Here is a 24,522-nt window from a genome sequence, read left to right as displayed (position 1 = left end):
GCATTGAGGCCGGCCCGTTGCCTTTGCGCGCGCAGAATTGGCATGATACCGGCGCGCCACAAAAGTTTTTCGGCCAAATGAAGCCATAGGGTGAAAGGGTCGCGGGGCGCTGACTTGTAATCCCGTGCCAAAGGCGTAGACTCAGCCTGTAAGCAAAGGAGTCGTCAAATGCCCAAGCTTGTCCGCCTTTATATCACGCAGGTCGCCATCGGTTTTGGCATCGCGGGGGCCTTTGTTGCCATGTTGCTGTGGTTCAATGTCGCGAACCTGTGGCATCTGGTGACACATTCCGACAAAGGGCTTTTGGCGGTTGTCGTCCTGTGGTTCGCCAATGGGATCGTCTTTGCTGGCGTGCAATTCGCCATCGCAATCATGCGGATGAAGGATGACGATGACGACGAGCCGCGCGGTGGCCATCGTCAAGGTGTCATGGCGCGGGAATATATGGCGATTCCGGTGCGCGTGGATGACCGGCGTCGCCCGGCACCGCGGCGCTGAGCGCCGCGCAATTCCGACCTGCATCAGGGGTGTGACGGGCCCGTAGCAACCGTTCGGTGGTATGATTCCCGAGGACCTGTATGTACAGGTGGGCATCGGGTAACTGGACCAGGGTCCAGACAGAGCCAATTCCCTCGGAATTGCTTAAGGCCACTGGAATGCAACCGTTATCGAGAAGAACAGCACCCGTCACGCCCCAGAGGTAAGCCTTTGTTTGCCCTTCGACAAGGGGTTGCGCGCGTTCGTGGTTTGTTCATAATCCCGTCATGGATTTTGGAACCGATCAGATGCTGCAACCGGGGCAGGTTCTGGCGCGGGGCGTGTGCCGCCACCTGCGCAGCCATGATTTTGATTCGATAGTAGAATTTGTGCCCGAGCGGGGGCGGCGCGTCGATGTGATGGCGCTGGGTCCCAAGGGCGAGATCTGGGTGATCGAGTGCAAATCAAGCCGTGCCGATTTCATGGCGGATGCCAAATGGCAGGGCTATCTGCAATGGTGTGACCGCTATTTCTGGGCGGTGGATGCCGAATTTCCGGTGGATTTGCTGCCAGAGGGCACCGGCCTGATTCTGGCTGATGCCTATAGCGCCGAGATCATCCGCATGGGGCCCGAAACCCGGCTTGCGGGCGCGCGTCGCGCCGCGCTTACGCGGAAATTCGCGCGGCACGCGGCACGGCGGCTGCAGTCGCTGCTTGATCCGCGCTTATGAGCCCTTGGCGCGCGCCGCCTGAGCGGAGGCGATGATTTCCTGGGCGATTTCCTCGGCCTCTTCGGGCGTGAAATCCATCGGAAGGTCAATGCCCTGCGCCTCGATATAGAGGCGGACCATGCCTTGATCGGTCGGCCCGATCTGGAGGTTGGCCTCGATGTCGCTCTCTGAATTGATACCCATGGCGCTCTCCTTGCAACAACGGGCGTGCTATCCCTTTCCCCCTTGATTGACAAGCGTCTTGGCGCTTTGCTGGGGGTATGGATACGATCACGTTGCGCCTGTTCCAATCAGAGGATGCCCCTTGGCTGATAGAGCGTCATGGGACGCTTTATGCGCGTGAGGCGGGGTTTGACGGCACATTCGCGCCGCTTGTGGCCAAGATCATCACGGATTATCTGGCGCGGCACGATCCTGCACGGGAAGCAGGCTGGATTGCCGAGGCGGGGGGGCGGCGGCTTGGCTCGATCTTCTGCGTGGCGCAGAGTGCCGATGTGGCCAAGCTGCGGCTCTTTCTCTTGGAGCCAGAGGCGCGGGGTCGGGGGCTTGGTCAGCGGATGCTGGGGCATTGCATGGATTTTGCGCGGGCCAAGGGCTATGCGGGCATGACGCTGGCCACCCATGAGAGCCACCGCGCGGCCTGTGCCCTTTACGCGCGCAATGGGTGGCAGATTGCCCAAACGCGTCCGGTGCGGGCCTATGGCTGTGATTTACTGGAACAAACCTGGGACATCGCCTTTCATTAGACTTGCATTCCGAAGACGGTAAAGCTAAATCGCCCCCCAGTGCCGCCTTAGCTCAGTTGGTTAGAGCGCTGGATTGTGGATCCAGAGGTCCCCTGTTCAAGCCAGGGAGGCGGTACCATCAAAAAATCTACGAATTTGTACAGGTATGCCGCCTAGATGTTGGGATCTTTGGGGAATGTCCCTCGAGACCAACGGTATGGCCACGACATCAACCCTTGGAACTCGTAGTGGCGAGCGCCTTGAGCGTTTGAGTTTGCGCCTCAGGTGATTCCCACGCGGGCTTTGGTCTGGGCCGATTTGACGCCGCCAATGCCCGCGGGTGTAGCCATGATCTCAAGACACCGCATTTGGTTGAAAACGTGAGAGGTGGCCCCGAAGCCCGGCTGGGCACCCTGAGCACCGCCGCCTCTGGAACACTCAGTTCTGCACCACGCGGCTCTGACGTCAGGGTATCCGCGCCGTTTATGTCCTCAGGCTGCGATCTATTAGAAAAACAGGCAAATCCTGTTGGGGCTGCTTAATTTTTCGGCGCGGCGGACAAGTCAGTGCATGTTCGGCCCCGTTTAAAGCGCAAATGCTTGCGTCATTTGCAAAATCGCTGTGCTTACCTCGTCGGGTAAGAGCATCAGGTTCGGACAAGGACTTTCGCGATGGGGCACGCGGTCAGTGATGGCTGATGTGTTACCCCTGCACGGGGAAAGACAATGAATCTCGACAAAACGCCGGTCAAGATCGGTTTTCTCTATTCCAGAACCGGCGTGACGTCCGTGGTTGAAAGCCAGCAGCGAGAAGCGGCCATATTGGCTGTTGAAGAGATAAATCAGGATGGTGGGCTTCTGGGCGAAGAGCTTTTGTTTTCCGGCTGTGACACGCGATCCAATCCTGCCGCGTTCCGGGCAGAAGGTGCCCGATTGCTGTCCGAGGAGCGGGTAGATGCCCTATTTGGTTGCTACATGTCCTCTTGCCGCAAGGCCGTGCTGCAGACCGTGAACGATCACAAGTCGACCTTGTTCTACCCGACACATTACGAGGGATTCGAATACGCGAAGGGATGCATCTATTCTGGTGCAACCCCCAATCAGAGCGCCAAATGGCTCGCCGATTTCATGACGCAGACCTATGGCGGCCGCTTTTTCTTTGTTGGCTCGAATTACATTTTTCCATACGAAATCAACCGTCTGATGCGTGATCTTCTTTCTAATCGCGGCGCGGATGTTGTGGATGAAGTCTATATCCCATTGGGTTCGTCCGGCGACGAGATCGACTGCGTTATCAACCGGATCAAGCAAAGCCAGCCTGTCATCGTGTTTTCCACGTTGGTCGGAACGGATGCCGTTGATTTCTACAGGGCTTATGACAACGCGGGGTTTGACAGGACGATCATGCCCATTTGTTCGGTTACTGCGGGCGAACCTGAGATGGCCGCGATGGGCCGAAGTGCGGCAGAGGGCAATATCAAGGCGGCTCCGTATTTCAGCGTGATCGACAGTGACGTGAACCGCCGCTTCGTCACGCGCTTCAGGGAGCGTTTCGGGGAAGAGGCATCGCTTTGCGCCGAGGCGGAGGCTGCCTATTTTCAGATCAAGCTATTCGCAGAGGCCGTACGGCAGGCCGGGGGAACCGATCGCGACGATCTGTTGCGTGTTCTGCCGACCTTCTCACTAGAGGCCCCGCAGGGCTTGGTGCGCGTGGACGCGGCAACAAATCACACGGTGTTGTGGCCTAGGGTCGCCATTGTCGATGCCGATGGCAAGTTCCGGATCGTGCGGGAAGCGTCTTCGCCGGTGATCCCCTCGCCTTATCTTATCCAGCTGGAAGATCCAGTTGCCCTTTCACATGCCGCTTTTGCCAAGAGCAGCCTATCATGAGCATCTTTCGATTAAAAAACCTTCGTGAGATTGAAGTCGTCGTGGTGCATCCCCCCGATGAGGATGGCATGATGATCCTTGACCAACTTGGCCGGATCGGTTGCCGCAAATCCCTGGCATGGCCGCCACCCAACACGCTGGCCGAGCAGATCGACGTGGCGTTCATCGGTCTGTTCTGTGACCACCATGAAGAAATCAAAGCGATGTTGAAGCGAACCGGGAAGCCGGGGCCGACCATCATCGGTTTGGTGAATTACGAAAACCCGGCCATGCTGCAACTGTTGCTGGATTTGAATGCGACGGCTGCCACCTCAAAGCCCGTCAAGAGCTTTGGCGTGCTGACCAATCTTGCCCTCGCGCGTGCGATTTGGCAGCAGCAGCTTGCCTATCAAGAACAGATCGAGCGGCTGGAACAAAAGATCAGAGGTCAGAAGGCTTTGGCCAAGGCCAAGCTGATTTTGATGGAAATGCACAATCTTAGCGAGTGTGATGCGCATCGAGTGCTTAGAGAACAGGCAATGTCCAAGCGTATTTCCATAGATGACATGGCCCAAGCGATCATCAGCGCGAGTGAGCTATTGTCAATGAAGCGAAGCGATGTATAGTTAAATCGTTGGCAACCATAGCTGCTTGCCAACACGGAAGAAGGCTGAACGCGCAATCTTACTATGACCCTGCGCGTTGATGACGGTGGATGCAGTGTCGTATCCAAGCCTGACCGCCCCTTAGGGGATCTGACCTCCGAAAGGCTGCATGATGAATGCAGGGTCACCGTCTTATGTCTGATCTGAGCCATAACTTGATGTGCTGAACGCCTGCGCGTGAGCATTACAATCCTGTTCTGGCTTTCACCGGCAAATTCACTTTTCGCATCGGCGTGCTCGGTTTTGACGGAGTTTCAACACGCCGACCTTCCAGGAGTAAGGCTATGCTTCACCGCTTGCATTGCAGGTGCGTCTCTAGTCGTGGGCGCATGCTATGAACATATTCTCCGACATCATCGGTGCGGCCGATCAACCCGGTTTCCGCGAGGATCTGCACCGGTTGGACCACGCCCATGCGGTTGACCACCTGCGCCTGTCCCGGTCCGATCTGGCGCGTCGCCGATTTCGGGGCCTAACGGATGCGGGGCGCGAGATTGCGATTGCGCTGCCCCGAAGCCAACAGCTGTTTGATGGTGCAATTCTGGAATTGAAGGCCTCTGCGGCACTCGTGGTGCGCGTCGAGACCGAGGACTGGCTGCGGTTTGTGGCGCGGGATGCGGCCACAGCGCTCAGATTGGGGTATTTCGCGGGCAACCTGCATTGGCGGGTGCGTTTTGAGGGCGATGTGCTTTTGATCGCTGTCGAGACTGAGCGGCGCGTCTATCTCGACCGGCTGGAGCCGATGATTCAGTCGGGTGAAATCCGCCCCCTGCGCACCGCTGAGGTCGCTGTGCCATGACGGGTGCCTTGTCTCTGCTCAGGATGTTGCAGACGACCGATAGCGCCTTTCCTTCGGGGGCCTTTGCGTTTTCGTCCGGGCTTGAGACCCTCACGAACGAGGGCAAGGTGCGCGATGCCACAGGTGTTCACCGGATACTCACGCATCAGATCATCCCTCGATGGTTCAGCTTTGATCGCCCCTTCCTGCTCTGCGCGATGGACGCGGCCCATGATCCGCAGCAGCTTTTGGACATTGATGCGCGGTGCCACGTTCAGAACACCTCGGACCGGTTGGCGGACGCCTCGCGCAGGATTGGACGCTCTTTGTTGTCCGTTCATAGCCGTATCGGCACGCCATTCGTTGCCAGCTTCAACGCGGCCATCGCTCAGGCCATGCGGTGCCATGCGGGGGGCTATGAGCCGGTGGTGCAAGGTGTCGTGGCCGCCGGCTTGGGGCTGTCGCCCTTGCAGGCCCAGGCTGGTGCGCTGAACGGGGTGGTCACGGCGTTCACCTCGGCTGCGGTGCGCCTTGGCTCGCTAGGAGCCATTGAGGCGCAGTCGCTGCTGGCTCAGATCGCGCCGACGATGGCCAAAGACCTGAGCACGCCATGCCCCGAGAAACCGGGGAGTTTTTCACCCCTCTCCGAGATTGCCGCCGTCCGCCGCCCCACTGCGCATGCCAGCCTTTTTGCGACCTGAAAGACCATGATGAGGATCAAGGATACGGAATGCTTTTAACACCGACCGAACTTGAACGCTTGACGATCTTCACCGCTGCGCAACTGGCGCGGCGGCGTCGTGACCGTGGCCTGGCGCTGAACGCGCCTGAGGCAATTGCCATCATTTGCGACGAAATCCTAGAGGGCGCGCGCGACGGGCGCAGCGTGGCCGAGCTTATCAGTTATGGATCGACAATCCTGACGCGGGACGATGTGATGCCCGGCGTTGCCGATCTTGTTCCCATGATACAGGTCGAGGGCGTCTTTCCAGATGGCACCAAGCTGGTCACGGTTCATGATCCGATCCGCCCCGGTGCAAACCCCGTGGCGGATGCCGAGATCAGACCCGGCGAATTCCGCGTCGCGGAGGGTGAGATAGAGCTCAATGCCGGGCGTGAAACGATCACCCTGACCGTGCGCAACACCGGGGATCGCCCGGTGCAGGTTGGCAGTCACTATCATTTTTTCGAAGCCAACAAGGCGCTGGACATGGACCGCGCCGCCGCCTTCGGCTTTCGGCTGAATATTCCTGCGGGCACAGCCGTGCGGTTCGAACCGGGACAGGAAAAAGAGGTCAGCCTTTGCACCTTTGGCGGTGAGAAGCGGCTGACAGGGCTGAACAATCTGACAAATGGCGAGGTCAACGAGGCCAACAAGATCGCGGCGCTAGAACGCGCACGCGCTGCGGGATTCAAGGGGGCCTGATCATGGTAAAGATGACGCGAGCGGACTATGCGGCGATGTTCGGCCCCACCACGGGCGACATGATCCGCCTTGGCGATACCGAGCTATGGGCCGAGATCGAGCATGATTTCACGGTCTATGGGGACGAATGCCTGCATGGGGGCGGCAAGACCCTGCGCGACGGGCTTGGGATGGCCGTGGGCGTGACAAGTGCGGGCGGATCGCTCGATATGCTGATTTGCAATGTCGTGGTGATCGACGCGGTCGTCGGGATCGTCAAAGGCGATATCGGCATCAAGAACGGCAAGATCGTCGCCATTGGCAAGGCAGGCAATCCGGCGACGATGGACGGGGTTGATCCGCGCCTGATCGTGGGGGCTGGCACCACCGTGCGTGACGCCGAAGGCATGATCGCGACGGCGGGTGCAATTGACGTGCACGTGCATTTCGACAGTGCCCAACTGGTAGAGCATGCGCTGTCGTCAGGTATCACGACGATGCTGGGCGGGTCCTTGGGGCCGATCACAGTCGGGATTGATTGTGGCGGCGTGTTCAACACCGGTAAAATGCTGCAGGCCGCCGAGCATTGGCCGATGAATTTCGGGTTCTTGGGGCGCGGCAACGCCCATCAGCCCGACGCGATGGTCGAGCAGATCGAGAACGGCTGTCTGGGTCTCAAGATCCACGAAGACTGGGGATCCATGCCGGCAGCGATTGATGCCTGCCTGACAGTCGCCGATGCGCTTGATTTTCAGGTGCAGATTCACACCGACACGCTCAATGAAAGCGGGTTCGTCGAGGATACGCTGCGGGCCATCGGGGATCGCACGATCCACATGTATCACACCGAGGGCGCGGGCGGCGGCCATGCCCCCGATATCATTACGGTGGCGGGGCGGGCGAACTGCCTGCCATCGTCAACCAATCCGACAAACCCCTTCACCATCAACACCTTCGACGAACATCTCGATATGACGATGGTGTGCCATCACCTGAATCCGTCGATCCCCGAGGATGTGGCCTTTGCCGAAAGCCGCATCCGCGCGCAGACTATCGCCGCCGAGGACGTGCTGCACGATATCGGTGCCATCTCGATGCTGGGCTCGGACAGTCAGGGGATGGGCCGCATTCACGAGGTTATCACCCGAACATGGCAGCTTGCCTCGAAGATGCGGGTTCAACGCGGGCGTCTGCCCGAAGAAACCGTAGCAAAAGGCGATAATCACCGGATCAAACGGTTCATCGCGAAATACACGATCAACGCCGCGCGATCTTTTGGCATTGCCGATCACATCGGGTCTCTTGAACCGGGCAAGATGGCGGATGTCGTGCTGTGGAAGCCGGGATATTTCGGCATCAAGCCCGAGTTGGTGGTCAAGGGCGGCTTTATCGCATGGGGCGCGATGGGGGATAGTGCCGCCTCGCTGATGACCTGCGAGCCGCTGATGATGCGACCGCAATGGGGGTCTTTCGGCAAGGCCGCGCCAGCCTGTGGGGCCTGTTTCGTGAATCCCCGCGCTATTGATGGCGGTCTGGCGCAGCGGCTAGGCCTGACCAAGGCGTTGTTGCCGGCGCAGGGCACGCGGACGCTGCGCAAATCGGACATGTTCCTCAACGATGCCTGTCCTGACATCACCGTGGATCCCGCGACCTTCGAGGTGTTCGTGGATGGCGTTCTTGCCACCTGCGAGCCAGCGGAAAGCCTGCCGCTTACGCAAAGGTATATGCTGCGATGAACCATTTTATTCCCCTGAGCAAAAGCAACAATCCCGGTCCTGCCCGGATCGGGATCGGCGGGCCTGTCGGCTCGGGCAAGACGGCGCTTATCGAGGCGATGATGCCGGTCTTTAAGGCGCGTGCGATCGAGGTGGCCGTGGTGACCAATGACCTTGTCACCAAAGAGGATGCCCGGCGCTTGCAGGCCAGCGGCCTGATAGATCCAGACCGCGTATCTGCCGTCGAGGCCGGGGCCTGCCCGCACACCGTGATCCGCGAGGACCCGACCCTCAACATCGCTGCCGCTGATGATCTAGAGGCCCGATTTCCCGGGCTTGATCTGATCCTGATCGAGTCAGGGGGCGACAATCTTGCCTCGACCTTCTCGCTTGATCTGGTGGATTGGTGGATGTTCGTCATCGACGTGGGGCAGGGCGACGATATCCCCCGCAAACGCGGCCCCGGCATCCTGCAATGCGATCTTTTGGTCATCAACAAGCTGGACCTTGCGCCGCATGTCTTTGTTGATGCGGATAAAATCCTGATTGAGGCGCGCGAGATCAGGGCAAAGGCGCCCGTGATCGGCTGTTGCTGCAAAGGGGCCCGCATCACCGGCGTGGACGAAATCGTCGACATGCTGGCGCGTGAGCTGCTGTTTCGGGGGGTCGCGTCTTGAACGCCATTGGCGCGATAGGCCTCGGCGCGCGCCCGGTTGCGGCGGAGCTTCGGTTTCGTGCTCTTGGTGGGCGCACATTTCTTGCGCGGCAGTTCACGCCGCATCCGTTTCACATCACGCGGCCCTTTTACCATGCGGGTGACCCGAAGGGAATGGCAACGCTCTATCTGCAATCGTCGTCGGGTGGGGTCTATGCGGGCGATGACCTGTCGCTTGAAATCGGGCTTGATGCGGGGGCGCAGGTGCATGTCACGACACAGGCCTCGACCATCGTGCATGACGCGCGCGGACGAGAGGGGGCCCGGCAAACGGTCTGTCTCGATGTAGCGGAGGGTGCTCGGCTGGATTACCTGCCCGATCCCGCGATCCTGATGACCGGTGCCAAGTTCTGCAACCGTGTGACGGCGAGGTTTGGACGGGAGGCTCGCGTGATCCTGGGGGATGCGCAACTCAGCCACGATCCCGAGGGGCATGCACGACCGTTTTCAAGGCTTGAGAACGAGGTTGAACTTATCAGCCCCGAGGGGACGGTGCTGCTTGATCGCTTTGATCTATGCGGTTCCGACTGGCCCGCCCGTACGGGTGGGTTCGCGTGTTCGGGGATGATGATTGTCGTCGGGTGTGCAGATGCGGGCGCGCAGATGCAACGTGCGGCAGACACCGTGCCCGGCGTTTATGCCGGCCTGTCTGTGTTCAGTGACCGGGATATCGCCCTCATCCGTTTTCTAGCCCCGGACGGGGCTGCGCTGTCCAAAGTGATGGCCGCCTTGTGGCGGGCCGCCGCGACCGTGTTGGACGGTCAGCCACCTGCGGAGCGCCGGAAATGACCCAATCCACCACATTTGCCACTCCTGAAATCAGAAGGATCAAACACAATGCATCACGGTGATATCGCAAGCAGCCACGACTCCGTCGGAGTCGCGGTGGTGAACTATAAAATGCCCCGGCTGCACACGCGGGCCGAGGTGATCGAGAACTGCCACAAGATCGCGGAGATGCTGAAGGGCATGAAGCGCGGCCTGCCGGGCATGGATTTGGTGATCTTCCCTGAATATTCCTCTCATGGCGTCATGTATGACGAGACGGAAATGTACGAGACTGCCGCGTCAATCCCGGGCGAGGAGACGGCGATTTTTGCCCAGGCCTGCATTGCGGCGGATGTCTGGGGGGTGTTTTCGCTGACCGGCGAGCGGCACGAAGAGCACCCGAACAAAGCCCCCTACAACACGCTCATCCTGATGAACAACAAGGGTGAAATCGTTCAGAAATACCGCAAGATCATGCCTTGGGTGCCCATCGAGGGCTGGTATCCGGGCAATTGCACCTATGTCAGCGAAGGCCCCAAAGGGCTCAAGATTTCCCTGATCATCTGTGATGACGGCAATTATCCCGAAATCTGGCGCGATTGCGCGATGAAGGGTGCCGAACTGATCGTGCGTTGTCAGGGCTATATGTATCCAGCCAAGGAACAGCAGATCACCATGGCCAAGGCGATGGCCTGGGCCAATAACACCTATGTCGCCGTGGCCAATGCAACCGGCTTTGACGGTGTGTTCAGCTTCTTTGGTCATTCGACGATCTGCGGCTTTGACGGGCGCACGTTGGGAGAGTGCGGGACCGAGGAAATGGGCATTCAATTTGCGCCCCTCTCGGTCACGGCGATCCGCGAAGCGCGGCGCACGCTGCAATCCAACAACCACCTCTTCAAACTCGTGCATCGTGGCTACACGGGGATGATCAACTCGGGCGATGGGGACAAGGGCACCGCAGAAATGCCCTATGATTTCTATCGCAAATGGGTCGAAGACCCCGAAGGCACGCGCGAGATGGTCGAGGCCATGACCCGTTCCACCGTCGGATCAGAGGAATGCCCGATCGACGGCATCCCGAACGAGAAAACCAAGGAAACGCATCGGTAATCGACAGTCTGGTCGGCGGAACGTCCGCCGACCCCCCTTTTTGATGGAAACAGCATGTCACTCGAAACGTACCGCCTGACCGAAGAGCCCCGGTACCACCCAAGTGCGGATGAGATTGCGCTTTATGAGGCCGCGTATGAAATGCGCTTGCCCGTGATGCTCAAGGGACCGACCGGGTGCGGCAAGACCCGGTTTGTCGAACATATGGCGTGGAAACTGGGCAAGCCACTTGTCACGGTGGCATGCCACGAAGACATGACGGCCTCTGATTTCGTCGGGCGCTATCTCTTGGGGGCCGAGGGCACGTATTGGCAGGATGGGCCCCTGACAAGGGCGGTTCGCGAAGGCGGTATCTGTTATCTGGATGAAATCGTCGAGGCGCGTCAGGACACGACCGTCATCATACACGCCTTGACCGATGATCGCCGCATCCTGCCCTTGGAAAAGAAGGGTGAACTGGTCCGCGCGCACCCGGATTTCCAGTTGGTGATTTCCTATAACCCCGGCTACCAGAGCGTTCTCAAGGACCTAAAGGAGTCGACCAAGCAACGCTTTTGCGCCTTGGATTTCGATTATCCGGCAGCCACGATCGAGGCGAATATCATCGCCTCTGAATCCGGGCTCAACCCGCAGGATGCACAGCGTTTGACGCGGATCGCGGGCAAGAGCCGCAACCTGCGGGGCAAGGGACTGGACGAAGGCGCATCCACCCGGATGCTCATTCACGCAGGCCGCTTGATGGTTGCGGGGCTTCCCATCACCCAAGCCTGCAAATTCGCGGTGATCACCCCAATAACGGACGATCCCGAGATGCGTTCAACCCTGTCGGCGGCTGTTGATGCTTGTATCTGACGGGATAAAGGCCGAGGCGCTGACGCCGGCCATTTGTCAGGCCTTTGCTGGCCCGGACCGTGACGCGTATCTGCGCGCCTATGATCGCCTGAACGGCGCAGGATATGGCGCAGGGGTCGCGCGCGCCTTTGCATCCGCAGCACCGCGCGTGGCCGAACATGCGGGATCTGCGCAGGCCATCGCCATTGCTGCGGATGCCTCGCGGATCGCGATCAAGGCGCGGCCCCGCCTTGCGGCGACCTATCTCGACCTGTGTCCCGCGATGGCCGTGAAGCTGCGCAATGCGGCCGATTTTCAGCAGTGGCGCGGGATGATCGCCGCGGTTCTTGGCCGCCGCCCCAAGGCTGTCGGTGCGGTGCTTGACCGCGCGGACCTGCTGCTCGACCGTCTTGGCCTAGAAGGGTTTTGCGCTTGGACCGAAACCGGGCTGATGGTGGGCGGGCTCGATACCGATCAGGCCTTGGGCTTTTTCCGGCTAGAGACACCCGAGGCGCAGCGCCTGCTCGAACGCTACGCAGGAGAGGCGAATTTCCCAAGCCTTGAGGCTGGGCTTACGTCTTTTCACACCGCTCTTTGGCGGCACGCGCCGGTTCTGCGCGAAGCGGTCGCAGATGCGTCGAACCGCCGGGCGCGGCGGACGGGCTTTTCGGACGGTATCATCAGGATGCCTGCGTCGTTTCCGGGCTTCAAAGGACAGGAACAGCAGCTTTACCGCGCCGCGCTTGCGCATGTCGGCGCGCATGCCGCCTATGGCGGGCCGCGCTTTCCATTGGGGCAGCTCAAACCGCTGCAGCTTGCCGTTATCTCGTTGATCGAGGATGCGCGGGTGGAAGCGCTTGCTTTGCGCGATATGCCGGGCCTCATTCGCTTGTGGTTGCCGTTTCATACTGCGCGGTTTGACGGTCTTGCGACGGCACCAAACCTTTTTGCCGGTCTTGCGCGGGCCTTGATTGATCCGGCGTCCTGCCCCACCCACGGATGGATCCGCAAAGGTGTTGCGATGTTCGATGCCGCGTCCGAACGTTTGGACGATCCGGCCATATCGCGAGAAATCGGCAATATTCTGGGCAATGATCTCGGTCAGATCCGCGTTCAGTTCGATGCGCTGAGCTATGTGGTTCAGCCCGCCTATCGTGACGACAATCTCGGTCTTTGGGACTTGCCGGATGACCCGGATACGCCGCCCCCCTCGGACGAGATCGAAGCCGATTTGCACACCGCGCGGAACAGCGAATTCGACAACCGACCGCAGGACCGCACGCAAGAGCAGACTGTGCCAGATGCGCAGGCCCGGTTGGACACAGTCAAGATCATCGGCGCGCCCCTTGAAGGGGGGCGCAAGGTATCCTGCCTGCCAGAATATGATCATTGCGCGGGTATCGAGCGCGACGACTGGGTGACGGTGAACAGCTATGAACCGGTCGCCGGGGATCATGGATTCTGGGATGCGCTGCGGCAGCGGCATGGGACCACGATTGCGCGCATCAACCACGTGATCGTGAAGAACGAGGCGGGCAAAAGACGCAGGCTGAAGCAACAGGCCGAGGGAGAGACCCTTGATCTTGACGCCGCCGTTGATGCGGTGATCGCCATCCGGGCCGCGCGGCAACCGGATGATCGGGTCTACGCCTGCATCTTGCCGCCAGAGCGGTCGATTGCGGTGCATCTTGTTCTGGATATTTCGCAATCAACAGCGGACCTTGCCGCGCCGGGCATAAGCATTCTGGATATGGAACGCGATGCCGCTGCGATCCTTGCTGGCACGATGCTGCAACTGGGCGACGATCTCGCCATCACGGCATTCAGCTCGGCGGGACGGCATGATGTCCGTGTGATCCCGATCAAGACATTCGGCTCGCCTTTGGATGAGGCAACGGGGCGGGCACTGGCCGGGCTGCGCCCGGGGTATTCAACGCGCATCGGCGCTGCGCTGCGCTTTGCCTCTCAACGTATGCAAGACGTGTCGCGGTATCGCAAACTTGTTCTTTTGGTCACTGATGGCGCACCGTCTGACATTGATGTGGCAGACCCAGAGTATCTGGTCGCGGATGCAAGACGCGCTGTTCAAACCATGCGCAGTCAAGGGATCGACGCTGTGTGCGTGGCCCTAGGCCCGGATGCCGGTCAGCGCCAGTCAGAGATCTTTGGGCGCAAATCCTGCGTCCAGATCACCGACATCGCAACTCTGCCAAGCACCCTTTCGGCGTTTTACCTGAGGATGACACGATGACCCGGATGCACCGCCTTTCAATGCCGTTCGCACCTGTAAAGACCTGCCTGTCGGTAGGGTGTGCAGGCCATTCCACGCGCAAGCTTTGCAACCTGGAAAGCGGCCTGTCACCGCAGCAAGAGAATCACCCGATCAGCATCAAGCAGGCTCGGTATTTCGCGCTAAAGTTCAGTCCGATGTAGTTCACGTAACGCATTAAAATTAGACAGTTTTTCACAAATTTAGGCAGTCCCTTGGGGCAGTAAGACTTGTGTCTAATTTTTTCTCAACAGGAATAAAATATTCCCCTTATTAATTTTAATTGCTTGACGATACTTCGGGATGGTTGCCAAATTTCTGTAATTGCACGGCAAAAAAACAACCAGCCGGCAAGCTAGAAAAACCCACAGAGAGGAACAAGAAGATGAAATTCAGCAGACGGAAATTTCTGAAGACTTCGGCAATGGCGGGCGCACTTGCGGCACCGGGAATATGGATTCCCAAATCGCGTGGCGCTTGGGGTGCCACGTTGACCGAGGGTAAGCCGATCAAGGTCGGCGTTCTGTTCTCGCTTACGGGCGGTCTGGCGGTGCCAGAGGAAGACTCGACGCTGGTCATGCAATATGCGATCGACGAAATCAACGCGGCAGGCGGCATCGCCGGTTCTCCGATCGAGCCAGTGATCATCGACGCCAAATCCGATTTCAGTGTCTACTCTGAAAAGGCGCGCGAACTTATCCTGCGTGATCAGGTTATTTCGATTTTCGGCTGCTATACCTCTGCCAGCCGCAAGGCGATCCTTCCCATCGTGATGCAGCGTGACAACCTGCTGTTCTACCCAACCTGTTACGAGGGGGCGGAATGCACGCAGAATACCGTCTGCACGGGTCCGCTGGCCAACCAGCACTCCAAAGACTTGATCCCCTACATGGTCGAAAACTTCGGCAAGCGGGTCTTTTTTGTCGGCTCCAACTATGTCTGGCCGAAAGAGTCGAACAAGAACGCGAAAATATGGCTGGAAAACGCGGGCGGCGAATTGCTGGGTGAGGAATACATCCCGCTTGGGGATTCAGAGTTCGGACCGGTTCTGAACAAGATCCGCGAAGCGCAGCCTGATTTCATTTTCTCGACCGTGGTGGGCGCGTCTGACATCGCCTTCCACCGCCAGTTCAAGCAGGCTGGGTTCGATGCGGAAAAGATGCCGATTGCCTCGCTGACAACAGGTGAAATCGAAACCAAGGCGATGGGCGCGGAATACGGTGCTGGTCACTTCCTGTCTGCCCCGTATTTCATGGCGCTGGACAATCCGACGAACGAGAAATTCGTCGATGGCTTCCTCTCAAGCCCCTACGGCAAGAACGGTGTCACCCATTACAACATGTCCGAGACCTACAACTCTGCATATGTGTTCAAAGCGGCCATGGAAAAGGCCATCGCCGAACACGGATTTGAAGAGGTTACACCGGCCCGCGTTCGCGATGCCTGCGCTGGCGTAAAGCTGAGCGCGGATATCTCGCCAGAAGGCGAAACCTGGGTGGATGAAGACAACTTCAACACTTGGTTGGTTCCCAAGATTGGCATCTGTCAGTCTGACGGCAGCTTCAAGATCGTCAAGCAGGCGGATGCGCATGTCGCTCCTGATCCGTACTCGATCTATCCCGATATCGGAACGTGCAAGGCGAATGGTCTTGTTGCACCGGACGGAACTGTTCGGACCGACGTTATCTGATGCTGACCCGTGGTGGCGGGACGCGCCCGCTACCACGCCTTCCATACCGATCCTTACTTCATGTCAGGGGGCACGAAATGGACATCTCGTCTATTGCTTTCGCCAATTCGCTCATTCTCGGGCTGAGCATTGCCGGAATTTTCTTTGTTGCGGCGCTTGGGCTGACGATCATCTACGGAACCGCCGGTGTGATCAACATGGCGCATGGCGAATTCATCATGCTGGGCGCCTACACGGTCTATGCGCTGCAAACCTTTATGGGCGTGCCGTATTTTCTATGTATTCCGGTCGCCTTTGTCGTGGTGGGCGCAATCGGCTTTGCGATTGAAAAGTCCCTCATAAGGTATCTGTACAATCGTCCCCTCGATACGCTGCTCGCGACCTGGGGGGTGTCTCTTGTGCTTATTCAGGGAACGCGCCTGATCTTTGGCAGTGATCCGAAATATGTCCAAATCCCACAGTTTCTGTCGTCGAATATCGAAGTTGGCGGGCTGAGTCTTGGGGTGTTCCGCGTCTTTATCATCTTCATGGCGCTGGTGCTTGCGGCGGGTGTCTGGCTTATCTTTTACAAGACGGATTTCGGGATCAAGATCCGAGCCGTGACGCAAAATCGCGAAATCGCCGCGTCCTTCGGTATCAACTCGGGGCAGGTCTATTCCTTTACCTTTGCCTTGGGGGCCGGGCTTGCCGGTGTTGCCGGGGCCCTGTTCGGCGCGTTGAACATCGTTCTACCGACGATGGGCATGGGCTATGTTGTCGAGGCCTTCCTTACGGTTGTGACCGGCGGCGGCGCGCTTTTGGGAAGCGCCATTGCAAGCCTTGCGATTGGCGAGTTGCAATCCTTCTTCGCGCTCATCACCAACAGCACCTTCGCCAAGTTCCTGATCTTTGTGCTGATCGTCGTTTTCCTGAGATTCCGCCCGCAAGGACTGATCTCGGCAAGCGGCAAGCGTCGCTAAGAGAAACCACAATCTTATGACAGGCACTGATAAAAATGACCCATAACGCATATCACAACAAGACGCTGCAATGGCTCTTCTACATCGCCGTTCTCGCGGTTCTGGGCGCGGTGCCCCTGATATCAAACGACGCGTTCCTCCTGAATCAGCTTGCGATTTACGGTGTCTATGGAATGCTCGCCGTGTCGATCAGCCTGTGTTGGGGCAGCGGTGGCATCCTGAACATGGGTCAGGGCATAGCGTTCGGGTTGGGTGCCTATTGCATGGCGATGACCATGCAGATGCAGACCCAGGCCGATGGCACCATCCCGCCTTTCATGCTCAATAACGGTCTGGATAGCCTGCCGCTGCTCTGGCAGCCTTTCCAGAACACCTCGACAGGCATCTTCCTCGCGCTTTTTGTGCCAACGGTGTTCTACCTGATCTTTGGTGGGATCATGTTCACGGCGCGCGTGTCGGGGCCGTTCTTTGCGATCATGACATTGGCAACGCTCAGCGCCTTTGCGACGATCTTCGTTGATCTGCAACCCTACACCAATGGCGTGAACGGCATTTCGCCGCCCAGTTCGCTCAAGCTGGGCCAAACCGAGATCGACCCCTATTCAAGCGGTGCGTATTGGTTCGTCTTCGCCTTGTTGGCGGCATGCACTGTGGCGGCAAAGCTCATCAATCAAAGCAGGTTTGGCCTGATCGTGCGCGCCCTCAAGGACGATCCGGAACGTGTCCGGTTCCTTGGCTACAATGTCGCGATCTACGAAACGCTGGTCTACACCCTCTCGGGTTTGATCGCGGCCATCGCAGGCTGCTGCTTTGCGGTGCTCACACAATATGTTTCGCCCGCGCAATTCGAAGTTGGGTTCTCGATCTCGATTGTGATCTGGGTGGCGCTTGGGGGCCGCAACTCTTTGATATGGGCGATGTTTGGGGCTTTCACGGTTCAAGGCGCGCAAAGCTATGTGGGCGACCAGTTTCTCAGCACATGGATACTGATCCTCGGGTTCTCGTTCATCCTTGTGGTGCGGTTCCTGCCTGGCGGCCTTGCGGGCTTGGTCGAAACGCTTCTTGGGCGGACCACCAAGCTGAAGATGGAGGCCGAGCACGCCAACCTTGAATTCAGCGACGGGAAAGAGGTGTTGAAATGATCGGCGGATTTTTCAAGGTCGTGAACATCGAGAAAAGTTTCGGCGGGAACAAGGTTATCAATGGCTTCAGCCTCGATGTGGCGGAAAACACGCTGCAATGTCTCGTCGGTCCGAATGGGGCGGGCAAGACGACCATGATCGACCTGATCAGTGGCCGCCAGAAACCCGACGCAGGCAAGGTCTATCTCAATGGCGATGATATCACCGGCAAGGGAGAGCACGAGATTTCGCGCAAAGGTATCGGGCGCAAGTTCCAGATTCCTGCCGTGCTCAAGGGGTTGTCCGTGCGTGAAAACCTTGAGGTTGCCTATAGCCGCGAAGTGAACGCGCTGCGCAACATGTTCTCGATGCGGGCCAAGGGATGCGCCGAGAAACTCGACGAGATTTCCCAGCAGGTGCGTTTGACCAAACGTCTCGATGTAGAGGCGGGGCTGTTGTCACATGGCGAGACCCAATGGCTCGAGATCGGCATGGTGCTGATGCAGGATCCGGCGATCCTGTTACTCGACGAACCCGTGGCCGGCATGACCGAGAACGAGATCGGGCTGACGGTCGACATCCTCAACAAGCTCAAGCGCACCCATACGATCATCCTCGTCGAGCATGACATGGGCTTTGTGCGCAAGATCGCCGACGTGGTCACCGTGCTCCACATGGGGGCGCTTCTGGCGCAGGGCAGCATCGAGGAAATCGAAAAAGACGACCGCGTGCGCGCTGTCTATCTTGGTACGGAGGATGCACACTGATGCTGTTGCAACTGGAAAAGGTGTCGTCGTTCTACGGGCGAACACAGATTTTACGCGATATTGATTTCGGCGTGACCAAGGGCACCTGCATGTGTGTCTTGGGGCGCAATGGCGTGGGCAAGACCACCCTTTTGCGCACGATCATGGGTCTTGTCGACAAAATGACGGGCACGCTCTCCGTCTCGGACACCAACCTGACAAAGGCGCGCACGGATGAGCGGGCGAAATACGGGCTGGGCTATGTGCCACAGGGCCGTCAGATCCTTGGCAACTTTACGGTGCGCGAAAACATCCTGCTTGGCACTTTTGCCAAGGCAGATCGGAGTGGCAAGGTGCCAGAGATCTGTCTGGATCTCTTTCCCTACCTTGCCGAAAACCTGAACCGGCGCGCCGGTGAGCTATCGGGTGGGCAGCAGCAACAGCTTGCGATTTCGCGCGCGCTGGCAGTGGATCCGCAAATTCTTCTGCTGGATGAGCCCACCGAAGGCATCCAACCCAATATCGTGGCCGAAATCGGAGAGACGCTGCGCATGCTCAACAAGAAGATGGGCATCAGCATGATCCTGTCCGAACAGCATATCAAAGTGGCCCGCGATCTGGGGGATCAATTCGTGATGATGGACAACGGGCGCATCGTTGAATCCGGCGTCATTTCCGACCTCACCGACGAGATGGTCGACCGCCACATGACCGTTTGAAAACCAAAGCCACACATAACCAAGGGAGAAAAAAATGGAATCCATTCCAAAGAAGGGAACACCGGAGCGAGAGGCGCTGATCAAAGCGCATCTGGAATGTACGGAGTCGATGAAGGGCGTTGCCGGATTCTCGATCCTGAAATGTGAAACCCCCGGAGATACGACGGTTGTCTCGGGCGGGGTCCATGACGATCCGTTGCTAAAGCGGGTTTTGCTGCGCATGCGCGGGGAATCCACGGCGGGCAAGCTGATCATCATCTGCACAGAGGTCGAAAAGGAATGGCGCATCGGTCGCCTGTCGGGTGTGCGCGGCGTGCCGCCAGAGTTTGTTGATGACCGTGTTTTCACCGATGAGCAGGACGCGCAGCACGCCATCTTTCTGATGCGCCTCGACGAGCTGCCGGAAACTGCGGGCATGCCCGAGCACTACCGCGAGGGCTGGAAGCACCGCGACGACAACTGGCCTGTCACCTGATCCCACCCGGACAGGGGCCAAAGGAAAAACCATCGTAACGGCAGGGGGCTGACAAGACGTCAGGCCACCTGTGAGACAGCCATAAGAGGAAAAGAACATGTCTGCAGCTATGCGACTTGCCGGCTATGCCGACACTTTCGGGGTGCATCCCGGAGGCACCATCAAATTCATGATCAATTGCGACGGCCCCAAGGAATTCAAGGCCGAAATCGTCCAGATGATCAACGGCGACACCAACCCACGCGGTCCCGGCTTTATCGAAAAAGCCGTGCCGGGGGGGCTGAACATCACGGTGCCCGGCCGCAAGCAGGTGATCCACAGCGGATCTTACGGCTATGTCGCCGATTGCAAGCAATTGCGCGTCGAGAGCTTCACGCTTCAGTGCTGGATCTGGCCAACCGCGCCCAAGACGCATCCGAAATACTGGAAGCATGGCGAACAGGCCTTGGTCACCAAGTGGAGCGGCGGCAAGGGGTACGGCCTGTTTCTCAATGCGAAGGGGCATGTCGAGGTGCGCGTGAACGGCGTCATTCTCGAAAGCCCAGAGCCTGTCCGCGATCACGCCTGGCATTTCGTGGCCGCCACCTATGACGCGGCAAGCGGCGAGCTGATCCTGTATCACGAGCCGCAGGTGCATTACGCGCTTGATCCGGTGATCCCGCCCGTCTCCAAGACGATTTCGGAGAAGATCGAGCATCTGCCGATTCCTGCCGCTGTTGCGGCCTATGCCGAATGCCTATCGGACGATCCGACCGCGCAGTCTTCGGTGCCTGCTGGTGTGGTTCTGGCCGGAAAGTACAACGGTAAAATCGAAGCACCGCGCATCTGCTCCAAGGCCTTGTCGCGTCAGGACATCGAGACGATGAAACTGGGCGCGCAATCGGGCCTGACAGAACGCCGCAACTCTGGCCCGACCGGTGCCTTGTCAGAGGTGATCGTTGCGGCGTGGGATTTCTCCCACGGGATCGACACGATCAAAGGCAAGGATTTCGGCCCCTATCGTCTGGACCTCGATTTCGTGAACCTGCCGACCCGAGGCATGACTGGCCACAACTGGAGCGGCACCGTCTTTGATTGGAAGGAAGCCCCAAAAGAATACGCGGCAATCAGCTTTCACGACGATGATATCGACGATGCGCGCTGGGAGGTCGATTTCGAATGGCAGGTGCCCGCCGATTGCAAGAGCCGCTCTTACGCGGCCAAGCTGACGACGGCTGACGGCGATGAGGACTACGTGCCGTTCTGGGTCGTCCCGGAAATCGGCAAGGAGCAGTCCAAGATCGCCTTCATGGTGCCCACGATCAGCTACATGGCCTATGCCAACGAACATGTCGCCTGTAACGCGGGCGCGGCGGAGCTGTTCATCTACCGCGTGCCCATCATGCAGCATCAAAACATGTTTCTGGCCGAGCACCGCGAATACGGTGGCTCGATCTATGACACGCATACCGACGGCACCGGGATCTGTTTCTCGTCCCGCCTGCGCCCGATCCTCAGCAACCGGCCCAAGTATGACCATTTCCTGGCCCAGGCCCCCTGGCAATACCCGGCGGATCTGCATCTGATCTACTGGCTGGAAACCATGGGGTATGAATACGACTGCATCACCGATGAAGACATCACCTATGACGGGCTCGCGCGTCTGGAAAACTACAATGTCATCATCACCGGATCGCATCCCGAGCATAACTCGGGAACCCAGCTTGATGCGCTGCACAACTACACGCAGCGCGGTGGACGGCTGATGTATATGGGCGCGGATGCTTGGTATTGGGTCCATTCCTTCCATCCCGCCTATGAGGACAAAGGGCGTGGCGTCATCACAGAGATGCGGCGCTGCGAATCCGGCATCCGTACATGGCGCGCCGATCCCGGTGAATACTATCACGCGGGCACGGGCGAGCTGGGCGGGATGTGGCGTTTCCGTGGCCGCTACCTGCACTCAGTGGCGGGTGTGGGCATGTCGTCAGAAGGGTTCGACGTTTCGAGCTATTTCTCAAGAACCCCGGAAAGCAACAACCCCCGTGTATCCTGGGCGTTCGAGGGGATCGACTATGACGAAATGCTGGGCAATTTCGGGCTTGTGGGCGGCGGTGCTGCCGGTCTTGAACTCGACATCGTCGATTTCACCCTCGGCTCGCCACCCCACACGCTGACGGTGGCAACATCGGCGGGCCGTCATACCGAGGCGTATCTTCTGGTGACCGAGGATTTCGGCTTTAACCAGCAGGGGCTTGACGGCACGACGCACCCGCGCGTTCGCGGCGATATCGCCTTTCACGAAACGCCGAATGGGGGCGCATGTTTCTCGTTCTCGTCAATCGCCTATTGTGGCTCACTGCCTTGGAACAACTGCGACAACAATATCTCTAAGTTGACCAAGAATGTGCTGGATCACTTCATGGTCGATGGTCCGTTGCCCGCAGCACCCAAGTCCGAGATCCGGGCGCGGGGCCGTGCCGATGGCGATGCCGGAAACCCCGATCTGGTCCCGGCAGAGTAACGCAAGAGGGGGTCCGGCGCTGCGTGCGCCGGCCCCAACTTTAGAAAACCCACCCAAAAACCGGAGGCCCCAATGGTACGCAGACCTGACCTTGGCTATCGCGACGAGGGCGTGAACCTAAGCGATCCGAGCGTGTTCGACAGGGTGCGCCGACCCTTTGGCGAGGCAATCGGTCTGCCCCGGGTTGCTTACCGCTCGCTTCAGTTTCTCTACCTTGAAGACGAGGCCATCTGGACCCGAGACTGGGTGTCTGTCGGTACGGTCCATGAAATTCCTGCAGAGGGCGATATCCTGCCCTTTACCCTTGGCTATCACGGCGTCCACGTTCAACGGATGGAGGATGGCAGCCTAGAAGCACGGTTCAATATGGCGCAACACGGCGGGTGTCGCATGGTGCCAACGCAATGCCAGCAGGGTGAGCGCACCAGTTGTTCGTTCACCTCTTGCGGCTATAGCCGCGACCGGGGCCCGATTACCACAGGAGAGGGGCCGGACAATACCCGCATCAAATACCAATATCTGGGCCTGCGCCCCGAGCGGCTGCATCCGGTTCACGTGGCACAGCTTGGCGATCTGCTGTTCCTCAACATCGACCCGGGCGGTGCCGACAGTGATCTGTCAGGTGATCTGACCCTGCCCGTGCCGGTAATGCGGCCCGATGCCGTGCGGGCGCATCGTCAATGGCTTGAATTTGATGCCAATTGGAAGTTTTCGGGCCAGATGTTGGCCCGCGTGGACGAGATGCTGACGTCTTCGGATCGTGCCATGCAGGGCCGCAGAGCCGCGTCTGACGGGTCGCAGATCGAGGTCCAATGGATTTTTCCCAACCTCATTCTGCTCACGCAAGGGGCCGAGACCTGCGCGATCACGCTCCAGCATACGGCGATCACGAAAACCCTGTTCCGGATAGAGATCCTGTCGGACTGTCCGCTCGATGCGGAACGTCTGGCGTTCTGGCACAAAGAATTGCTGCATGCCGGAACCGGGGCAGAGGCGCTTCAGGATAGCATCCCGTCAAGCGCGTCACGCGACCGCGTCCAGGACTGTGCCGTTGATCAGACGCAGGATCAGATCGCTGCGTGGTGGGCGCATAACGCGCTCATCTCGCGTTTTGTGAAGATGCCGCAGGTCGACAGCGACATCCCGATTTTCCGCAACGTGGAGCATTATCTGATATGACCGATCTTTCCCTGCAAGAGCCTTCGGGCAAACTTGGCGACACCCTTATGGATGGGGTGGCCCTTTACGAGGCTGGCAAGTTCAAGGCTGCCTATGACCTCTTTTATGGCTGTGCCAAAGCGGGCGATGCGACCGCTTGGTTCTGGCTGTCAGTCATGCACATGAATGGCGACGGGGTCGCGGTTGACAAGCAGATGGGGTTCAAATGCTGTCTCAAGGCCGCCGAGATGGGCAGTGTTCAGGCGCAGACAAATCTTGGCGTGATGTATATTCAGGGCGACGGCGTGACCGAAGATGCGCGCACTGGTCTGATGTGGCTGTGCCGCGCCGCCGATGCCGGTGACACCGGTGCGCAGTTCAATGCGGCCACGCTTCTGTCTGCGGGCAAGGTTGTGGACAAAGATCTTGAAACCGCGGCCAAGTATTACCGGATGGCTGCCGAAAGTGGGTATTTCCCGGCGCAGGCGCGGCTTGGGTTCAGCTACAGGAATGGGTTTGGCGTGGCCAAGGATTGTCAGCAGGCGTTTTTGTGGCTGACGCTGGCCTCTCAGCACGGCGCGGGCAGCGCGATCAGCATGCTTGAAGGTCTCGTGTCCGAGATGACGCCAGATGAGCTGCACCGTGGGCATCAGATGGTCGAGAAATGGATGCAGGACCACCGAGGCGGCGCAGGTGACGTTCGGTTCCGGGTGAGCACCAATTAACCTGAAAGGATCCGATTTTGCGGTTCAGCGTTCAGCAGATCAAATACGATTTCCTCTATGCCATCAAAGAGTTCGACTCTGACGGTACGCGGTGGGGGGTGGTGACGTCGCCCGTGCCCCCATCCGAGACGCTGTCGCGGATGGGCTTTGATGTTGCGGATTTTATCTATCTGGGCAAACCGGCGGGCACCCCGCGCGCCGCCGAGATTGTGAAGGCGTTCTTCATTCAGCGCTTCGGGACCGTAGACTCAGGGCAATTAGAGGCAGAGGGAACAGCCGAATGGGTTATTCTGTTTCGTTCCAAAGAAAGCCTTCCGAGCAAGGCTGATTTGCTGGAGCCGTTGAACTCGGTCGGGGACTGAGCGC

The 24,522-nt window shown here is 58.8% G+C and carries 25 protein-coding genes and 1 tRNA gene; 25 read left to right on the top strand and 1 reads right to left on the bottom strand.

Annotated elements, in window-relative coordinates:
- Window positions 1–168 precede the first annotated feature (168 nt).
- A complete protein-coding gene (locus tag ROSMUCSMR3_RS05760) occupies window positions 169–498 on the top strand; it encodes a hypothetical protein (RefSeq protein ID WP_081506719.1) in 330 nt (109 codons plus the stop codon).
- Window positions 499–764: 266 nt separating this feature from the next.
- Window positions 765–1,208 carry an MmcB family DNA repair protein gene (locus tag ROSMUCSMR3_RS05755; protein WP_008280663.1) on the top strand — a complete coding sequence of 148 codons (444 nt, stop codon included), beginning with the start codon at window positions 765–767 and terminating at the stop codon, window positions 1,206–1,208.
- Here the strand turns inward: ROSMUCSMR3_RS05755 and ROSMUCSMR3_RS05750 are convergent.
- Window positions 1,203–1,391, bottom strand: coding sequence for a DUF6324 family protein (locus tag ROSMUCSMR3_RS05750; RefSeq protein ID WP_008280662.1), 189 nt, complete (start codon window positions 1,389–1,391; stop codon window positions 1,203–1,205). The two genes, ROSMUCSMR3_RS05755 and ROSMUCSMR3_RS05750, sit on opposite strands and share 6 nt — an antisense overlap.
- Before the next feature lie 77 nt (window positions 1,392–1,468).
- Here ROSMUCSMR3_RS05750 and ROSMUCSMR3_RS05745 point away from each other — a divergent pair, with 77 nt between their 5' ends.
- The 23 genes from ROSMUCSMR3_RS05745 (at window position 1,469) to ROSMUCSMR3_RS05630 (ending at window position 24,518) form a co-directional block, all read left to right on the top strand.
- Window positions 1,469–1,954: a GNAT family N-acetyltransferase gene (locus ROSMUCSMR3_RS05745; protein WP_081506718.1), complete on the top strand. Its 486-nt coding sequence runs from the start codon at window positions 1,469–1,471 to the stop codon at window positions 1,952–1,954.
- A gap of 41 nt (window positions 1,955–1,995) precedes the next feature.
- Window positions 1,996–2,072: transfer RNA gene (locus ROSMUCSMR3_RS05740), tRNA-His, on the top strand.
- A 586-nt stretch (window positions 2,073–2,658) separates the two neighbouring features.
- Window positions 2,659–3,822, top strand: a complete 1,164-nt coding sequence (locus ROSMUCSMR3_RS05735) for a transporter substrate-binding domain-containing protein (protein WP_081506717.1) — start codon at window positions 2,659–2,661, stop codon at window positions 3,820–3,822.
- Window positions 3,819–4,427 carry an ANTAR domain-containing response regulator gene (locus tag ROSMUCSMR3_RS05730; RefSeq protein WP_008280659.1) on the top strand — a complete coding sequence of 203 codons (609 nt, stop codon included), beginning with the start codon at window positions 3,819–3,821 and terminating at the stop codon, window positions 4,425–4,427. Before ROSMUCSMR3_RS05735 ends, ROSMUCSMR3_RS05730 begins: the two co-directional genes overlap by 4 nt.
- A 373-nt stretch (window positions 4,428–4,800) precedes the next feature.
- Window positions 4,801–5,265, top strand: a complete 465-nt coding sequence (ureE, locus tag ROSMUCSMR3_RS05725; protein ID WP_081506716.1) for an urease accessory protein UreE — start codon at window positions 4,801–4,803, stop codon at window positions 5,263–5,265.
- Window positions 5,262–5,945, top strand: coding sequence for an urease accessory protein UreF (locus ROSMUCSMR3_RS05720; RefSeq protein WP_081506715.1), 684 nt, complete (start codon window positions 5,262–5,264; stop codon window positions 5,943–5,945). The genes ureE and ROSMUCSMR3_RS05720 overlap by 4 nt, the downstream gene beginning before the upstream one ends.
- Window positions 5,946–5,974: 29 nt before the next feature.
- Entirely contained in the window at window positions 5,975–6,670 is a 696-nt protein-coding gene (locus tag ROSMUCSMR3_RS05715; RefSeq protein ID WP_008280655.1) for an urease subunit beta, read from the top strand.
- Window positions 6,671–6,672: 2 nt separating this feature from the next.
- Window positions 6,673–8,385, top strand: a complete 1,713-nt coding sequence (ureC, locus tag ROSMUCSMR3_RS05710; protein ID WP_081506714.1) for an urease subunit alpha — start codon at window positions 6,673–6,675, stop codon at window positions 8,383–8,385.
- Window positions 8,382–9,041, top strand: a complete 660-nt coding sequence (gene ureG / locus ROSMUCSMR3_RS05705; protein WP_081506713.1) for an urease accessory protein UreG — start codon at window positions 8,382–8,384, stop codon at window positions 9,039–9,041. Before ureC ends, ureG begins: the two co-directional genes overlap by 4 nt.
- Window positions 9,038–9,868, top strand: coding sequence for an urease accessory protein UreD (locus tag ROSMUCSMR3_RS05700; RefSeq protein ID WP_081506712.1), 831 nt, complete (start codon window positions 9,038–9,040; stop codon window positions 9,866–9,868). The genes ureG and ROSMUCSMR3_RS05700 overlap by 4 nt, the downstream gene beginning before the upstream one ends.
- A 48-nt stretch (window positions 9,869–9,916) precedes the next feature.
- The gene (locus ROSMUCSMR3_RS05695) at window positions 9,917–10,960 is read left to right on the top strand and encodes an aliphatic amidase (RefSeq protein ID WP_008280651.1); all 1,044 of its coding nucleotides are present in this window, start codon (window positions 9,917–9,919) and stop codon (window positions 10,958–10,960) included.
- 54 nt (window positions 10,961–11,014) lie between these two features.
- Window positions 11,015–11,812 (top strand): CbbQ/NirQ/NorQ/GpvN family protein, encoded by a 798-nt coding sequence (locus ROSMUCSMR3_RS05690; protein WP_081506711.1) that lies wholly within the window; start codon window positions 11,015–11,017, stop codon window positions 11,810–11,812.
- Window positions 11,799–14,042, top strand: coding sequence for a nitric oxide reductase activation protein NorD (locus ROSMUCSMR3_RS05685; protein WP_081506710.1), 2,244 nt, complete (start codon window positions 11,799–11,801; stop codon window positions 14,040–14,042). The genes ROSMUCSMR3_RS05690 and ROSMUCSMR3_RS05685 overlap by 14 nt, the downstream gene beginning before the upstream one ends.
- Before the next feature lie 403 nt (window positions 14,043–14,445).
- Window positions 14,446–15,750, top strand: a complete 1,305-nt coding sequence (locus ROSMUCSMR3_RS05675; protein ID WP_081506708.1) for a transporter substrate-binding protein — start codon at window positions 14,446–14,448, stop codon at window positions 15,748–15,750.
- Window positions 15,751–15,827: 77 nt separating this feature from the next.
- Window positions 15,828–16,709 carry an urea ABC transporter permease subunit UrtB gene (gene urtB / locus ROSMUCSMR3_RS05670; RefSeq protein WP_008280646.1) on the top strand — a complete coding sequence of 294 codons (882 nt, stop codon included), beginning with the start codon at window positions 15,828–15,830 and terminating at the stop codon, window positions 16,707–16,709.
- Between the two features lie 35 nt (window positions 16,710–16,744).
- Window positions 16,745–17,851, top strand: a complete 1,107-nt coding sequence (locus tag ROSMUCSMR3_RS05665; protein ID WP_081506707.1) for an ABC transporter permease subunit — start codon at window positions 16,745–16,747, stop codon at window positions 17,849–17,851.
- Window positions 17,848–18,597, top strand: a complete 750-nt coding sequence (locus ROSMUCSMR3_RS05660) for an ABC transporter ATP-binding protein (RefSeq protein WP_081506706.1) — start codon at window positions 17,848–17,850, stop codon at window positions 18,595–18,597. The genes ROSMUCSMR3_RS05665 and ROSMUCSMR3_RS05660 overlap by 4 nt, the downstream gene beginning before the upstream one ends.
- Window positions 18,597–19,295 carry an urea ABC transporter ATP-binding subunit UrtE gene (gene urtE / locus ROSMUCSMR3_RS05655; protein ID WP_008280642.1) on the top strand — a complete coding sequence of 233 codons (699 nt, stop codon included), beginning with the start codon at window positions 18,597–18,599 and terminating at the stop codon, window positions 19,293–19,295. Before ROSMUCSMR3_RS05660 ends, urtE begins: the two co-directional genes overlap by 1 nt.
- A 34-nt stretch (window positions 19,296–19,329) precedes the next feature.
- A complete protein-coding gene (locus ROSMUCSMR3_RS05650; RefSeq protein WP_008280641.1) occupies window positions 19,330–19,770 on the top strand; it encodes a hypothetical protein in 441 nt (146 codons plus the stop codon).
- A gap of 97 nt (window positions 19,771–19,867) precedes the next feature.
- Window positions 19,868–22,273, top strand: coding sequence for a LamG domain-containing protein (locus tag ROSMUCSMR3_RS05645; RefSeq protein ID WP_237183537.1), 2,406 nt, complete (start codon window positions 19,868–19,870; stop codon window positions 22,271–22,273).
- 72 nt (window positions 22,274–22,345) lie between these two features.
- The gene (locus ROSMUCSMR3_RS05640) at window positions 22,346–23,452 is read left to right on the top strand and encodes a Rieske (2Fe-2S) protein (protein ID WP_081506704.1); all 1,107 of its coding nucleotides are present in this window, start codon (window positions 22,346–22,348) and stop codon (window positions 23,450–23,452) included.
- Window positions 23,449–24,156, top strand: a complete 708-nt coding sequence (locus ROSMUCSMR3_RS05635; protein WP_081506703.1) for a tetratricopeptide repeat protein — start codon at window positions 23,449–23,451, stop codon at window positions 24,154–24,156. Before ROSMUCSMR3_RS05640 ends, ROSMUCSMR3_RS05635 begins: the two co-directional genes overlap by 4 nt.
- A 17-nt stretch (window positions 24,157–24,173) precedes the next feature.
- Complete coding sequence (locus ROSMUCSMR3_RS05630; RefSeq protein ID WP_081506702.1) at window positions 24,174–24,518, top strand: hypothetical protein; 345 nt, start codon at window positions 24,174–24,176, stop codon at window positions 24,516–24,518.
- The last annotated feature ends 4 nt before the right edge of the window (window positions 24,519–24,522 follow it).

Source organism: Roseovarius mucosus (assembly GCF_002080415.1).
GTDB lineage: Bacteria > Pseudomonadota > Alphaproteobacteria > Rhodobacterales > Rhodobacteraceae > Roseovarius > Roseovarius mucosus_A.
The sequence above is the reverse complement of the archived record's forward strand: the minus strand, read 5'-3'. Positions and strand labels throughout refer to the sequence as shown.